Raw genomic sequence first — 13,479 nt, forward strand, 5'->3', positions numbered from 1 at the left:
CCCGCCCAACGCCATCCAGCGATCAAGAAGACCAACGTCAAGACCCCAAAACGACGAAACCGATGTTAAACGCGAAGGTCAGGCATTGTCGTTCCTTTCGGTCTGGATGGTCTCGGCGATGCGCTTGATCCGGCGCAGGCGGGCGTCCCATTCGGCGCCGACCGCGGCCAGTTGCGTCACCGCGCGTTCGAGTTGGGTGTCGTCGACCTGGTAGCGCTTCTCGCGGCCGGTCGGCGCGGCGCGGACCAGGCCGACCCGATCGAGTACGCCGAGATGCTTGGCCACGGCCTGCCGGGTCACCGGCAGGTGCCGGCTGAGGGTGGTCGCGGTGCCGGGACCGCCGGCCAGCAGCAGGTCGAGCAGGCGACGCCGGGTCGGATCACCGATCGCCGACCACAGGTCGTCGTCGACGGCGGTGCTCACGGCCGGACCGTCAGGGTGGCGACGTAGGGGGCGATGCGGGGCAGGAAGAAGTCCCAGCCGTTGACGTGGTCGTGGCGCATCTGTTCGTCGCGGAAGCCGGTCTCGGTGAGCTTGAGCAGCGTGCCCCCGCCCGACGGGACCAGCTCGAACGTGACCAGCAGGGAGTTGTCGGCGGTGGCGGGCTGCCCGCTCGGCTGCGTCCACCGGAACGTGAACGTCCGCGGCGGCTGCACCTCTAGGACGGTGAACGCCTCGACCTTGGTGCCGCCGAACGAGATCTGCCCGGTCGAGCCGGGCACGGCCTCGTAGTCGGCCTCGTCGGGCCACCACCGGCTGACGTGCTTAGGGTCGCTGACGACCTCGAACACGACCTCGGGCGCGGCCTCGATGTAGATCTCGCGCTCGATGGATCCGATCTCCATGTTGGCTCCCTCACATGCAACCTTTGGTTGCATACGACGGTAGCCCTCGCGGCAACAACGCGCAACTAAAGGTTGCGCTCGAAGTGCGGGAACAGATGCGGGCCGACAAACGTCACGCTGCGCCGGATCAGGCCGTCGCGCACCGCGAACACCTGGATCGAGTGGGCGCCCGAGGCGGTGTACGCGGCCACCGCCGGGCCGCCGTTGGCCTGAACCGGACGCAGCCGCCAGGTCTGGCCCGCGCATCTCGAAGACGCGGCGCAGGAACTCGGCGTAATGGGCCCGGCCCCGGAACCAGAGGTTGACCGGCGGCATCTCCAGGACGACGTCCTCGGCCAGCAGCCGGGTCAGGCCGGGCACGTCGGCCGCCTCGAACGCCTTCAGGTACCGCTCGACGACCGCCCGCTCGCCCGGGTCAGCCGGCTCGTGCAGGTCGTCCAGCACGGAGAACGGCGTGCAGCTCTACGGCCGGCACACCTGGGAACACTTCGCCCGGCTCTGGCCGACTCGCGACACCGACTACGCGAAACTCATGAACGCCGTACCGAAAAGAATTGCCACCCGTACGACCGTCGACCCGTCCGCCTGGTCCGCGGTCATCGAGGGCGACCCGCTGGCCTGGGCGGCCGACGAACGCACCCGCCGCGACGTCGTCGTGATCGGCAGCCTGACCCTGGTCCGCGCCCTGGCCGAGGCCGGCCTGATCGACGAGTACCGGCTGATCACCTTCCCGACCGTGGCCGGCGAGGGCGACCGCCTGCCCCTCACCGGCGACTTCCACTTCACCACCGTCGAACCGGCCGACCGGACCACCTTCACCGTGCTGCGCCGCCGAACCGGCTCACCCGGAACGGAGGAAGGCAAGGCGTCCTGACTCCCGCATAGTGGTCGTGCCCCGGAGGGAGGCCGGTCATGACCGCTGCGACACCGCGCCTGCCTCGTACGGTCGTGGTCTTCGCTGTGCTCAGCGGGATCGTGCTGACGATTCTGGGGTTGCGGGAGATCGCCTGGCTGGCCACGCCGGCCGCGTTCGCGCTGGTGATCGTCGTTTTGGTTCATCCGGTGTACGCCGGGCTGGTGCGGCGGGGTGTGCCGGCCGTTGTCGCCATGGCTGCGTTGTTGTTGTCGATCCTGGGCGTGCTGGCCGGGCTGATCGCGATCGTGGTGTACGCGATCGCGCGGCTGGCCACCGTGCTGCCGGGCTACTTCGACGAGGCGGCCGCGACGACCCAGGAGTTGTCCGGGTTCCTGGCCGAGCTGGGCCTCGGCCCGGACCAGATCCGCGCGATCGTCGACGACCTCGATCTGCGGACGGTGGCGACCTGGCTCACCGCGCACATTCCCTCGCTGGTCAGCGCCACCGCGACCCTGGTGCTGGTCTACAGCCTGCTCATGTTCGTCGGGATCGAGTCGGCTCAGATCGGGCGCCGGTCGGCCGCGTTGCGTGAGGACCACCCCCGGCTGGCGGGGGCGCTGACCGGGTTCGTGGCCAACACCCGGCGCTACGTGGCCATCACCGGCGTGTTCGCGGTCATCGTGGGGTTGCTGGACACCGTCTTCCTGCTCGTTCTCGGGATCCCGCTGGCCCTGCTGTGGGGGCTGCTGGCGGCAGCGTGCAATTTCATCCCGTACGTGGGGTTCATCATCGGTCTGGTGCCGCCCGCGCTGCTGGCGCTGTTGACGCAGGGCTGGCGCAGCATGTTGCTGGTCGTCGCCGTCTACACGATCCTGAACTCGATCATCACCACGATCGTGCCGGCCAAGGTGGTCGGTGACGCGGTGGGCATGTCGATGACGGTGACCATGGCCTCGGTGGCGTTCTGGTCGTGGGTGCTCGGGCCGCTCGGCGCGGTGCTGGCCATCCCGCTCAGCCTGCTGATGAAGGCGGTCTTCATCGACAACGTGCCCTCGGCCCGCTGGCTGGCCGGCTTCGTCGACAGCAACCGCAGCCGCCCCGGTTGAGCCGGTCCCTCCACTTGCGAGGGTTGCGTAGCCTGGGGCGACGCCGACCCGTCGAGGGGGTTTCCGTGGAGATCGAGATCGTCAGCGCCACGATGAGGCCGGCCGCGTTGCGGGCCGCGCTCGAGGCGGAAGTCCCCGGTGTGCCCTTCGCCGAACGGCCGCCGCGCTACCGCGCTGTGGACACGGCCGTCGTGGTCGCGCTCGTCTCCGGTGGCGCGTCCGCGTTCGCCGCGCTGATCAGCGGGGCGTTCTCGCTCGCGGTGGCCCGGCGGGCCGCTCAGCGGCCGCTGGTCATCCGGGGCCGGTCGGCCAGCATCGAGGTGCCGCCCGACACCCCGCCGGAGGACATCGCGAAACTCGTGGAGCTGGCCCGGGGCCTGGACGAGCCGGTGCTCGAGTTGCCATGACCGGCTGGGGTGCGTGGCCACGCGAGGAAGCCGCCGGGAAGTACGGCCCGCTCCTCGGGGTGCTGCTGGTGGCCCCGGCCCGCGGTGACCCCCGGCCGTTGCTGCAGATCATCGACCGGCTGGAGGCGGAGGGCAACGCGCTCGGACTCGAGGTCGTCGCCGACGGGATCAGCGCCGAGGCGCACGACGAGTTCCTGGACACCGACGCGCTCACCGTGCTCGTCCAGCTCGCCGTGCAGGTGTACGGCCGGGCGAGCGCCATCGCTTCCCCCGACCGGCAGCTGTTCCTGGCGGCCAAAGGGCTCGGCATGTCGTCGCTGCTGCACGACGACGTCACGAGCCTCGGCGAGGACCTGGCCGGGGGCATGAGCGAGGCGCTCGGCACGACCGACCCGGCGTGGCTGGTCGACGCGGCGAAGGAGGCGAGGCACCACAACCTGCCGCTGACCGTGGCCATGCTCCACGCGCTGCGCGACACCTCGCCCGAGGCCGCCGAAGTGCTCGTGTTCTTTCAAGAAGACCTCATTGCCCTGTACGACCGGCTGGGGCTGCCGCGGGCCGCGTTCGAGACGGCCGTGCTGGCCACCTACGCCGCGGCGTACTCCCAGCGCGACAGTGAGACCTCGGTGCGGCTGGCCCGGGCGGCGCTGCGCCGCGGTGACACGCTCCCGGACTCCATCGAGCTGCGCGACCGGCTCTACTCGCTGAGCCGGCAGACGCTGGACGCGGACGAGGTCGCCCGCCGCTTCGAGCGGATCGCGGTGCGGCTGCGCGACGAGCAGAACTGGTCCGGGCTGGCCTACCGCTACTTCGTGGTGGCCGAGTACACCGGCGTGGAGCGCCACTATCAGCTGGCTGTCTACTACTTCGAGAAGGCCGCGGCGCTGGGTGCTCGAGAGGAATATCGGCAGCTGGAGTGCCGGGGGTTCGCGCTGGGCGCGTCGGCCCGGCTGAACCCGTCGGCCGAGACGTTCGACCAGGCCGCCGCGATTCTTGACCGCGCCGCCCGGCTCACGTTCCAGAACGAGCGGCTGTTTCTGTTCTACAGCTCGACCGGGCATTTCTTCGCCGCCCACGCGCACCTGGTCCGAGGTGATGCGGCCGGCGCCGCCACCGCGTTCGACCAGTGCTTCGACATCATGCGTCAAGCCTTCCGCCCGTACGCCGAAGTGCTGCGCCGCATGGCGGCCGGAGCGGCCGAGCCGTGCCCGCCGGATCAGGTGGCCGAGCTGCGGCGGACCATGCACCCGCGACCGGAGCAGCTGGCGGCGGCGGCCGCGGCGGGCGACCTGACCGCGGTCGGGGCCGGCTGTCTCTACCTCAATCCGCTGCTGTGACCACGGTGTTCGACCGGCTGTACATGGCGCCCGAGTTCGCCCCGGTGCCCGAGTCCGTGCTGTTCGCCACCACCGACGGGCCGGACGAACCCATGATCGTGGCCGAGATCGACGTCTACTTCGACCCGGTGTCCGGCTCGCCGAACGTGTCGAAGGGCGGCCAGTGGCGAACCACCGACCGGGCCGTGGCCGAGGTCTACTGCGCCGAGCGGGACCGGCTGCTGGGGATGCTGGCCGGCCTCGCCCCCGACCTGCACATGGCCGTGCCGGCGGCCACCCACCGGCCGCGCCGGACCGAGCGGCTGCGGCGACTGCTCGGGAACGCGGTGCGGGCCGGGGATCGGCCGAACAACCCGTACGGCGGCGAGATCCTCGACCTCGAGCATTGGCTGGACCGGGCCGACGCGGCGTTCTCCCCGGCGGTGGACGACGACCGGACCGGCGTCCTGCTGGACGCCCGGTTCCTGCCCGCGCTCGTGGAGTGGCTGCGGCTGGACGCCACCGCCACCGGGGTGCGGCGGCGCATGATCCGGCTGGACGGCGGCCTGCCGCTCGGTGACCTCTCCGGCGTGACAACGGCGCTGGCCGCCGCGTTCCGCGAGCCGGGCCTGGCCGCCTACCGCCAGGCGGCCCGGGTCGTGTTACCGGCTCGGCCGCCGGTGGCCAACCTGGTGTTCGCCGAGCATCGCGACGGCGTCCGGCCGGTCGCCGTGGGCCTGCTGTTCCCGCCGCTCGACGAGTACCCGCTCCGGCTGGCCGACGGCAGTCTCGTGCGGCTGCCCCGGCCGCCGTGGGAGTACGGACGGATCCTCGAGCCGTGACCGACGTGGTGGAGACGCTGGCCGGGGCCCGGCGGCTGCGCGCGGCGGGCCGGGACCTCGCCGCGCTGGATCTGCTGGCCGCGCAGGCCGACCGGGACTGGACGCTCGATCCGGCCGGGCTGCGGCTGGCCTGGCTGGAGGAGTTCGTGGCGGTGTTCCGGGCGCTGGCCGACGACGTCGCGGCGGCCGAGCTGTGCGAGCGGATGGTCGAGCTGGACGACCGGCTGTCGCGATCGGCCGGGGCCGTGCTGAGCCCGGCCGACCACGACCGGATCGCCCGGGCGTACGAGTTGCTGGTGATATTCCACGCCGAGCTGGACCGTTACGACGAGGCGCACCGGGCGACCACGCTGCGGTTCGTGGAGGCGGCCAAGGAGGCGGCGTTCTCGCGCGCGTTGCCGGTCGCGGCCGGCGACCCGGAGCTGGTGCGGGAGCTGGCCCGGTTGGAGGCCGCCGCCGACCACCGGCTGCGGGCCGAGCTGGACGCCGCACCGGGCCGGGCCACGCGGGGCCTGATCGTGCGTCAGGCCCACGACGTCGACCGGGAGCGGGACCGCCGGATCGCCGAGCTCCGCGCAGTGCTCGCCGCCCGGCCGCGTACGGGCCGGGTCCGCGCCTACCTCGACGCCCGGCCGGCCGCGATCGCCGGCGTGGACCAGCTGGCGTACCGGCTCGACCGGGCCGAGAACGAGCTGACCGCGTACCTGATCCGCGCCGACGGCAGCACCGCGGCCTGGACGACCGAGGTCAATCCGGCCGCGCTGGACGCGCTGCTGGTCGTGCTGGGTCATTTTCCCGAGGGCGAGCTCGACTACCTGGTCGAGCGGCTGACCGCGCTGCTGGTGCCGCCGCCGGTGGCCGCCGCCCTCGACGCCGGGACGGTGCTCGTGTCGCCGGATCCGCAGCTGCTGGCCGTACCGTGGGAAGCTCTGGGTCTGGGGTTGCGGTTCCGGCTGTGCCGCACGCCGTCGCTGCTGCGGGCGTCCGGTCAGCCGATCGACGTCCCGGTGCGCCGGGCGCTGGTGGTCGCGGACCCGCTCGGTGACCTGCCGGCCGCTGCGGCCGAGGGCGCCCGGGTCGCGGGTCTGCTGCGGGCGTACGGGGTCGAGGTCACCGAGCTGGCCGAGGCCGGGCGGGATGCACTCGCGCGGGCGCTGCCGGATTTCCCGCTGGTGCACTACGCCGGGCACACCGACTATCTCGCGGCCGACCCGGCGTCCAGCCACCTGGTGCTCGCCGACGGCCCGCTCACCGTCGGCGACCTGGCCGGCGTGACGCCGGCCGCGGACGCGGTGTTCTATCTGAGTTCCTGCGAGTCGGTGCGGTCCGGGCCGGACACGCTGGGGCTCGGCGCGGTGCTGGTGGTCAAGGGCGCGGCCGCGGTGATCGGCAGTAACTGGCCGGCCGGTGACGCGGCCAGCGCGGCCATGGTCGAGCCGTTCTACGCCGCCCTGCTCGGCGGTGACACGGTGGCCGGCGCCCTGCGGTCGGCCCGGGCCACGCTGGCCGGGCGCGGCGAGCCGATCGCCGCCTGGGCGCTGCCGGCCGTGATCGGGCAGCCGTTCGTCCGGGTCAGGACGCCGAGCCTCGGGCCCTGAGGGTGCGGGCGCGCCAGGCCTCTTGTTTGGCCCGGTTGCCGCACAGGCGCATGGCGCACCACTTGCCGGTGCCGCCGCGCGAGGTGTCGTAGAAGGCCCAGCGGCAGGTGTCGCGGGCGCAGACCTTGAGCCGCGGCCAGGTGCCGGCGGTCATCGCGTCGAGCACGCGGAGAACCAGGTCGCCGAGGGCGCCATCGACGCCGGTCGCGCGTGATGCCGTACGCCAATGGCGGTCGGGGGTGAAAGCGACGACCAGGTCGGCGCGGCGGGCGGCGTCGTCCAGGACGGCCACCACTGCGGCGGGCAGCGGGGTCTTGTCGTGGTTGGCCGCGGCCGCTGTTCGCAGGGCTTCGCGCAGTTCGCGGGCGCGGTGAAGATCGTCCGGGTCGGTCGAGTCGAGCCAGTCGTCCAGGGCGTCGGTGCCGGCCTCGATGTCGAGCGTGTTGATGAAGCGGCGGACCGGCTCGAGCTGGTCCGGGGCTGCCATCGAGAGGCCGGTTGACATGCGGCCAGCGTAACCGACTTGCCCACCTAACCGGTTACCCATAACCTCCTTGAGCATGAAGACGGTTACGGAGAGGCCGGTCTGGTCCAACCGCAATTTCCGCCGGCTCTGGCGGGGATCGGCCGCCTCGACGCTCGGCAGCGAGGTGGCCGAGATCGCGCTGCCGCTGTTCGCCCTGGTCACGCTGTCGGCCACCGCGTCCGAGGCGAGCATTCTGCGGGTCGCTCAGTTTCTGCCGTTCCTGCTGGTCACCATCCCGGCGGGGCTGCTCGTGGACCGGTTCCAGGGCGGCCGGCTGCGGATGATGATCGGCGCCGACCTCGGCCGGGCGCTGCTGATCGTGCTGCTTCCGCTGGCCGCGTGGACCGGGACGGCCGGCATGCCGGTGCTGTACGTGGTGGTCTTCGCCGCCACCACGCTGACCGTCGTCTACCAGGTCGCCGACTTCGCGATCCTGCCCCGGATCGTGACCGAGGGGCAGCTCGTCGACGCCAACGGCAAGCTGGCCGCCACCCAGTCGGCGTCCGAGATCGGCGGCCGGGGCGCCGGGGCCTTGCTGGTCCAGGCCCTGTCGGCGCCCGTGGCCCTGCTGCTCAACGCGGCCGGTTACCTCGTGTCGGCGCTCTCGCTGAGCCGGATCCGGCTGCCCGCCACGGCCGAGCCGCCGGCCGGCGATCCGCCGGTGCGCGATCTGGTGCGGGGGCTCAGGTTCACCGTTCGCCACCGGTTCGTGCGGCCGCTGCTCGGCGAGGCCACCACCTTCAACCTCTTCAACGAGATCATGATGCTCGGCTTGCTGCTCCACGCCGTACGGGAAGCGGGTTTGACACCGTTGGCCATCGGCGCGGTCTTTGTGGCCGGTGGCGTCGGCTCCTTCGCCGGCGCGTGGTTCGGGTCCCGGTTCACCGCCCGGTTCGGGTACGGCCGGGTCCTGCTCGTCACGCTGATCCTGGGCAACGGCGCGCCGCTGGGGGTGCTGCTGGCCGACCGCGTGGGTTCCGGGCTGGTGGCCCTGCTGTGCGGCGTGTTCGTCGTCATGGGGGTCGGCATCGGCATCGCCAATGTGCACGCCGTGAGCCTGCGCCAGGCCGCCACCCCCGAGGCCCTGCGCGGCCAGGTGAATGCCGCCTATCGGCTGGTGTCCTGGGGCGCCATCCCGGTCGGCGCGGCCCTCGGCGGTGTCGTGGCGACGCAGGCCGGCCCGTTCACGGCGATGGCGGTGGGCGCGATCGGCGTCTCGGTGTCCACAGTGTGGGTGGCCTGCTCGTCCGTCCCCCGGCTGCGGACGATCCACGACGCGGCTTGACCCTGACGCGGGTCAGGCTCGCAGAATCGGTTCATGGACAACGATCATCAGGACGAGCGGTGGCAGATCGGGCAGTTCGCCGAGCTGGTCGGGCTGAGCATTCCGCAGCTGCGCCGCTACGACCGGCTGCGGCTGCTCGAACCCGACGGCCGGGAAGCCCAGTCCGGCTACCGCTACTACACGCGGGGCCAGACCGGCGCGGCGCGGGTGATCGCCCTGCTGCGGTCGTTGGACATGCCCATCGCCGACGTCCGCCGGGTGCTGGCCGGCGCCGGTGACGAGGAGCGGCGCCAGCTGTTCCGCGACCATCGCGCGCGGCTGGAGGCCCGGCTCGACGAAGTGCGCCGCCTGCTGGAGGCGGTCGACGCCCTGACCGAGGAGGACCACGTGAACGCCACCACCGAGATGACGACCTGGTTGCACCTCATGCCCCGGCTGTCCGTCACCGACATGGACCGGTCGATCGCCTATTACCAGGAGGCGCTCGGCTTCCGGCTGGCCTGGCGCACCGCCGACAACAGCCTCGCCGCCATGGCCGGCGGTGAGATCGACATGCTGCTGCTCGTCCCCTGGACCGGCGACTCGCCGCCGCCGGCCCACACCGCTTACGTGTACGTCGAGGATCCCGATGCTTTGTGTGCCGAGTACCAGCAAGCCGGGGCCGACATCGTCGACCCGGTAACGTCACGCCCGACCGGCATGCGCGATTTTGTGCTGCGCGACCCGGACGGGCACCGCTTCATCCTGGGCCGCGGCGAACAACGCCTGCGCGAGGTAGCCGACCAGTACGGCCTGACCGCCGAAACAATCACCGTAGACCCGTCCTGGCTGCAGGACCGCAGCCGCTCCTAGTGCGCAGGCGAGGAATCGACCGCCGCCCGGCCGTGGTCGCTGACCCGGACCTCGCACCCAGGCCTTCGATCCGAAGAGTGCCCCAAGGCACTCCATGGCGGTACATGGCGGTACGTGGCGGAGAAGCCGGCTTGTTCGGACACGGAACCACCTCAGAGATCTCCGTAAGGATTCATGCGGTCGCGCTTCATCCATGCAACCGCTCGGCTATTCGGCCAGGCCCCGGTCACGCAACCACTGCAGCGTCTGACTGCTTACCGCAGGAATGCTCTGGTCGCTGCGGAAAGGCGAGCCATGGCGACAGCGTGTCGCGGTGGCCGTGCCACTACAACCGGCGGACGAGTACCCGACGAAGCGATCGCTCAGTGCCCTGATCAGAGCACAAGCGAACCGGAGGCCGGCATCCGGCATCCAGCCGCGAGGTGCTGCTAGGCGGCGCGGGCCTCGACCAGGTCGCCCAGGTGGATGCCTGCTTCTTCGAGCAGGCGCTGCACCGTCGCGATGGAGAGGCCGTCGATGATGTTGTCGCCGTGGATCAGGCGGTAGAAGTCCTGGCGGTTTCGGCGTACGGCTTCGACGCGCCAGCGGCCGTCGGGGGTCTGCATCGCGCCGATCACCGTGCCCTGGGACGGCGGCGGGATAGGCTCGGCGGCGCGGCGGATCGAGGACGCGGCCCGGTCGGTGCGCAGGCCCCGCCACGAGGGGTGGCGCAGGCGGCCGTCGGGGGTCCAGTTGCGGAAGGCGACCTCGCCGATCAGGGCCGGCTCGACCCAGTGGGCGTGGCGGGCGTGCTCGCGGGGGACGTCGCCGACGGGTGGGGTCGTCCGGGTCATGGTGGCCAGTTCGCGCTGCAGGTGGGTCAGGGCGGCGTCGGTGAAGCCGGTGCCGACGTGGCCGGCGAAGACCAGGTGGTCGTGCTCGTCGTGGACGGCCAGCAGCAGCGAGCCGATCGTGCCGGCGCGGCGGCCGGCGCCGGGCTTCCAGCCGATGACCAGCACTTCCTGGGTCTTGATGAGCGGGACCTTGGTCCAGTCGGCCGAGCGTTTGCCGGGGCGGTACGGGCCGGCCAGGCGCTTGGCGACCACGCCTTCCATACCGGCCAGCTCGGCCGCCTGCAGCACCGTGCGGCCGTCGACCTCGAGGAACCGGACGGGCACCCGCACGTACTCGCTGGCCAGGTCGAGCCGGGCGAGGCGGTCGCGCCTGGTCGCGTACGGGAGGGAAGTGAGATCTTCGCCGTCGAGTTCGAGCAGGTCGAAGACGTAGAAGAGCACCGGGACGGACGCGACCAGGGCCGGGCTGGGCGACGGGACGTGCATGCGCTGCTGCAGGCGGGCGAACGAGGGGCGGTCGGTCTCGAGGGCCACGACCTCGCCGTCGAGCACCGCGCTGCGGTCGCCGAGCAGACCGGCCAGCTCGCCCAGCTCCGGGTAGCTGCCGGTGATCAAGTTCAAGTTCCGCGAGTACGCCTCGACCCGGCCGTCACGGACGTCCGCGATCGCGCGTACGCCGTCGTACTTGAACTCGAACGCCCACCCCGGCCCGGCCGGCATCGGGCCGGCGGCCGCGAGCATCGGGCTGATCATCACACCAGTCAGGCCCATAAAACCCGGGTCGGCAACCGGTACGCGGAAAGATCACCTAACTACATCAGTGTAGTTTTCCCAGCTCAGGTGCCCAACCGGGGCGTGCGACGAGGCAGAACGGGTGGCCGGCCGGGTCGGCGAACACGTGCTCGTCGCCCAGCGCTGTCGCACCGAGCGCCAGCACGGCCTCGGTCGCCGCGGCCAGGTCGTCGACCATGACGTCGTAGTGGGCCTGCTGCGGGACAGCCGGGTCGGGCCAGGTCGGCCGGTGGTGACCGGGGGCGCGCTGGAAGGCGAGCCCGGAGGTCGTGTCGTTGTCGGCGACGACCACGAAATCGTCGTCCTGATACGTGATGGGCCGGCCGAGCAGCGCGCTCCAGAACCGGGCGGCCTCGGCGGGCTCCGCGCAGTCGAGGATCAGATGGTGCAGACGTCCGATCGGCATGACATTCATCCTGAAAAGCGGTTGATCGATGGCTCTACGCTGAGCGGGTCTTACCACGAAACGGGGAACAATGCGCGTTCAGCGTCACATGGCCGGCGTCATCGCCGGTGTCACCACGCTCACTGTGCTCGGCGGGTGCGCCGCCCAGCAGCTTCAGGCGCTCGAGCCCAAGATCGAGCTGCGCAACGCGGCTCAGCAGCTGGCCGAGGCCAAGCAGTCCGGCTTCACGCTCAAGCTCACCGGTAAGCCGGCCGACCTCGTCGCCGCCGTCGGCGAGCCGGATGACGCCGAGGCGGTGGGCCAGCTGTTCAACTCGTCGATCACCATGGCCGCCGACAAGGGTGGCGACGGCGAGGCCGACGACAAGTCGAGCATCGCGATCAACGTCGACGGGGTGGCCGGCACCGAGATCCGGTTCGTCGACGGGTCGCTCTACCTCAAGGCTCCGGTCAAAGAGCTGGCGGCCAAGTTCGGGGCCGGTCCGGCCGACATCAAGGAGCTCAGCGGCGGGGCGTCCGAGTTCGACGCGCTGATCTCCGGTCAATGGGTCTCGATCGACACCAAGCAGCTGCCGGGGGCCGGCGCGACGGCCAAGCCCGACGCCGAGCAGAAGAAGATTCTGGCCGAGGTCACGGCCAGCGCCACCAACCTGCTCGAGGGGGCCGAGGTGGTCCGCGACAGCGCGGACGACAAGCACCTCATCGTCACGTCGTCCACGGCCAAGGGGTACGCCGAGGCCAAGCGCCTGGTCACCGCGGTCGAGCCGTCGCTGGCGTCGGAGCTGCCGGCCGACCCCAAGAAGGACCAGCCGGTCGTCGTCGACCTGTGGCTCGACAACGGCAAGTTCACGGCGGCCGAGGTCGACGTGCTGCAGTTCGTCGAGGGGGCCCAGGGCCGGGTGGCCGCCCGCCTGGAGTTCACCGGCGGCGCCCCGATCACCGCGCCCACCGGCGCGACCAAGATCGACCTGTCGGGGCTGCTCGGCTCCGGCGGCGCGAGCATGCCGTACCTGAAAGACCTGCGCCCGGGCAACTGAGCGCGCGAAAGGGGTGGGCCGGCAGTGTCGGTCCACCCTTTTCTTTCGTACGCCTAGTTGTAAGTGATGTCGGAGGCCGAGTACTTGCAGTAGGTGCCGTCGGGGCCGGACCCGGTCTTGGTCGGCTCGTTGCCGCTGCTGTTGCCGGTGTAGCGGTCGCAGATGATGTTGCGGAACGTGGCCGTGTCACCGTAGTTGTTGTTGATGCCGGCCAGCGAACTGCCCGGGGACGTGGCCCGGATGTTGTTGATGACCACGGTGCGCTTGTACTGCGTGGAGCAGTTGCCGCACGAGCGGTACAACTTGTCGAAGTTCTGCACCTGGAAGTTCTGGATGGTCAGGGTGCCGCCGCCGTTGTGCTGGAACATGCGGAAGGTGGCCGCGTCCTCGCCGACGTCGAGCCACCAGACGTTGCGCAGGGTGCAGGAGCCGTCGCAGTGCACGCCGTCGCCGGCCGGGGCCGGCGCCGAGGTCGGCGCCGGCCGCTTCTCGGACTATCCGATGGCCGCGGGCTCGGGCTGCTCCACCGCTTCGTCCTCTTGCGCAGGCGAGACCGCTTCGTCCTCGTGCACCGGGGAGCCGGTGAGCAGTTCGACCTCCCAGCGTTCGGCGAGAGCCTCCTCATCGGGCTCGAGGTAGCTGCGCACGCGAACCCCGAGGCCGAGCTGGTTGGCCGCCTTCAGGTGTTCGGTCACCTCGTCGATGCTGGTCAGGTAGTACGTGGCGATCAGATCGGGCAGGGCTGTGGTCTCGTCCAGGTCAGTCACCGCACCAGGGTA

General features: G+C 71.3%; 16 protein-coding genes and 2 pseudogenes. 9 read left to right on the plus strand and 9 right to left on the minus strand.

What is annotated here, in order from left to right:
• Positions 1–78: 78 nt before the first annotated feature.
• The 4 genes and pseudogenes from M1L60_RS39960 to M1L60_RS48415 all read right to left on the minus strand — a co-directional run.
• Positions 79–423 carry an ArsR/SmtB family transcription factor gene (locus tag M1L60_RS39960; protein ID WP_253242798.1) on the minus strand — a complete coding sequence of 115 codons (345 nt, stop codon included), beginning with the start codon at positions 421–423 and terminating at the stop codon, positions 79–81.
• A complete protein-coding gene (locus M1L60_RS39965) occupies positions 420–845 on the minus strand; it encodes an SRPBCC family protein (protein ID WP_253242799.1) in 426 nt (141 codons plus the stop codon). Before M1L60_RS39965 ends, M1L60_RS39960 begins: the two co-directional genes overlap by 4 nt.
• Positions 846–910: 65 nt before the next feature.
• The gene (locus M1L60_RS47405; protein ID WP_256518239.1) at positions 911–1,036 is read right to left on the minus strand and encodes a hypothetical protein; all 126 of its coding nucleotides are present in this window, start codon (positions 1,034–1,036) and stop codon (positions 911–913) included.
• 97 nt (positions 1,037–1,133) lie between these two features.
• Positions 1,134–1,289: pseudogene (locus M1L60_RS48415) on the minus strand (RNA polymerase subunit sigma-70); the annotation flags it as partial.
• Between the two features lie 10 nt (positions 1,290–1,299).
• Between M1L60_RS48415 and M1L60_RS39970 the strand changes: the two are divergent.
• From M1L60_RS39970 to M1L60_RS47410, 6 genes are all read left to right on the plus strand, one after another.
• Positions 1,300–1,719 (plus strand): dihydrofolate reductase family protein, encoded by a 420-nt coding sequence (locus tag M1L60_RS39970; protein ID WP_253242800.1) that lies wholly within the window; start codon positions 1,300–1,302, stop codon positions 1,717–1,719.
• Between the two features lie 38 nt (positions 1,720–1,757).
• Positions 1,758–2,807, plus strand: a complete 1,050-nt coding sequence (locus M1L60_RS39975; RefSeq protein ID WP_253242801.1) for an AI-2E family transporter — start codon at positions 1,758–1,760, stop codon at positions 2,805–2,807.
• A 65-nt stretch (positions 2,808–2,872) separates the two neighbouring features.
• Complete coding sequence (locus M1L60_RS39980; RefSeq protein ID WP_253242802.1) at positions 2,873–3,214, plus strand: hypothetical protein; 342 nt, start codon at positions 2,873–2,875, stop codon at positions 3,212–3,214.
• Complete coding sequence (locus M1L60_RS39985; protein WP_253242803.1) at positions 3,211–4,551, plus strand: soluble NSF attachment family protein; 1,341 nt, start codon at positions 3,211–3,213, stop codon at positions 4,549–4,551. Before M1L60_RS39980 ends, M1L60_RS39985 begins: the two co-directional genes overlap by 4 nt.
• Complete coding sequence (locus M1L60_RS39990) at positions 4,548–5,372, plus strand: hypothetical protein (protein WP_253242804.1); 825 nt, start codon at positions 4,548–4,550, stop codon at positions 5,370–5,372. Before M1L60_RS39985 ends, M1L60_RS39990 begins: the two co-directional genes overlap by 4 nt.
• Complete coding sequence (locus tag M1L60_RS47410) at positions 5,369–6,970, plus strand: CHAT domain-containing protein (RefSeq protein WP_308208609.1); 1,602 nt, start codon at positions 5,369–5,371, stop codon at positions 6,968–6,970. The genes M1L60_RS39990 and M1L60_RS47410 overlap by 4 nt, the downstream gene beginning before the upstream one ends.
• Here the strand turns inward: M1L60_RS47410 and M1L60_RS40000 are convergent.
• On the minus strand, positions 6,945–7,475 hold the full coding sequence (locus tag M1L60_RS40000; RefSeq protein WP_253242805.1) for a CGNR zinc finger domain-containing protein: 531 nt from the start codon (positions 7,473–7,475) through the stop codon (positions 6,945–6,947). The two genes, M1L60_RS47410 and M1L60_RS40000, sit on opposite strands and share 26 nt — an antisense overlap.
• A gap of 55 nt (positions 7,476–7,530) precedes the next feature.
• On the opposite strand from M1L60_RS40000, the gene M1L60_RS40005 reads away from it, so the two are divergent.
• Together M1L60_RS40005 and M1L60_RS40010 are read left to right on the plus strand one after the other, a co-directional pair.
• Entirely contained in the window at positions 7,531–8,781 is a 1,251-nt protein-coding gene (locus tag M1L60_RS40005; RefSeq protein WP_253242806.1) for an MFS transporter, read from the plus strand.
• A 33-nt stretch (positions 8,782–8,814) separates the two neighbouring features.
• Entirely contained in the window at positions 8,815–9,633 is an 819-nt protein-coding gene (locus tag M1L60_RS40010) for a VOC family protein (RefSeq protein ID WP_253242807.1), read from the plus strand.
• 428 nt (positions 9,634–10,061) lie between these two features.
• On the opposite strand, the gene ligD is transcribed toward M1L60_RS40010, so the two are convergent.
• Together ligD and M1L60_RS40020 are read right to left on the minus strand one after the other, a co-directional pair.
• Positions 10,062–11,207: a non-homologous end-joining DNA ligase gene (gene ligD, locus M1L60_RS40015; protein ID WP_253242808.1), complete on the minus strand. Its 1,146-nt coding sequence runs from the start codon at positions 11,205–11,207 to the stop codon at positions 10,062–10,064.
• Between the two features lie 76 nt (positions 11,208–11,283).
• Positions 11,284–11,664 (minus strand): VOC family protein, encoded by a 381-nt coding sequence (locus tag M1L60_RS40020; RefSeq protein ID WP_438862206.1) that lies wholly within the window; start codon positions 11,662–11,664, stop codon positions 11,284–11,286.
• A 70-nt stretch (positions 11,665–11,734) separates the two neighbouring features.
• Here M1L60_RS40020 and M1L60_RS40025 point away from each other — a divergent pair, with 70 nt between their 5' ends.
• Entirely contained in the window at positions 11,735–12,700 is a 966-nt protein-coding gene (locus tag M1L60_RS40025; RefSeq protein ID WP_253242810.1) for a hypothetical protein, read from the plus strand.
• Positions 12,701–12,753: 53 nt separating this feature from the next.
• On the opposite strand, the pseudogene M1L60_RS40030 reads toward M1L60_RS40025, so the two are convergent.
• Positions 12,754–13,146: pseudogene (locus tag M1L60_RS40030) on the minus strand (pectate lyase); the annotation flags it as partial.
• Positions 13,147–13,194: 48 nt separating this feature from the next.
• Positions 13,195–13,467 carry a phospholipase D-like domain-containing protein gene (locus M1L60_RS40035; RefSeq protein WP_253242812.1) on the minus strand — a complete coding sequence of 91 codons (273 nt, stop codon included), beginning with the start codon at positions 13,465–13,467 and terminating at the stop codon, positions 13,195–13,197.
• Between the last annotated feature and the right edge of the window lie 12 nt (positions 13,468–13,479).

This window comes from Paractinoplanes aksuensis, from assembly GCF_024137025.1.
GTDB lineage: Bacteria > Actinomycetota > Actinomycetes > Mycobacteriales > Micromonosporaceae > Actinoplanes > Actinoplanes aksuensis.

What these genes read in the sequence shown, in the direction of transcription:
- M1L60_RS39965 (WP_253242799.1), bottom strand. Translation starts at nt 845, where the DNA reads ATGGAGATCGGATCCATCGAGCGCGAGATCTACATCGAGGCCGCGCCC.
- M1L60_RS39975 (WP_253242801.1), top strand. Translation starts at nt 1,758, where the DNA reads ATGACCGCTGCGACACCGCGCCTGCCTCGTACGGTCGTGGTCTTCGCT.
- M1L60_RS39985 (WP_253242803.1), top strand. Translation starts at nt 3,211, where the DNA reads ATGACCGGCTGGGGTGCGTGGCCACGCGAGGAAGCCGCCGGGAAGTAC.
- M1L60_RS40000 (WP_253242805.1), bottom strand. Translation starts at nt 7,475, where the DNA reads ATGTCAACCGGCCTCTCGATGGCAGCCCCGGACCAGCTCGAGCCGGTC.
- M1L60_RS40005 (WP_253242806.1), top strand. Translation starts at nt 7,531, where the DNA reads ATGAAGACGGTTACGGAGAGGCCGGTCTGGTCCAACCGCAATTTCCGC.
- M1L60_RS40010 (WP_253242807.1), top strand. Translation starts at nt 8,815, where the DNA reads ATGGACAACGATCATCAGGACGAGCGGTGGCAGATCGGGCAGTTCGCC.
- ligD (WP_253242808.1), bottom strand. Translation starts at nt 11,207, where the DNA reads ATGCTCGCGGCCGCCGGCCCGATGCCGGCCGGGCCGGGGTGGGCGTTC.
- M1L60_RS40020 (WP_438862206.1), bottom strand. Translation starts at nt 11,664, where the DNA reads ATGCCGATCGGACGTCTGCACCATCTGATCCTCGACTGCGCGGAGCCC.
- M1L60_RS40025 (WP_253242810.1), top strand. Translation starts at nt 11,735, where the DNA reads ATGCGCGTTCAGCGTCACATGGCCGGCGTCATCGCCGGTGTCACCACG.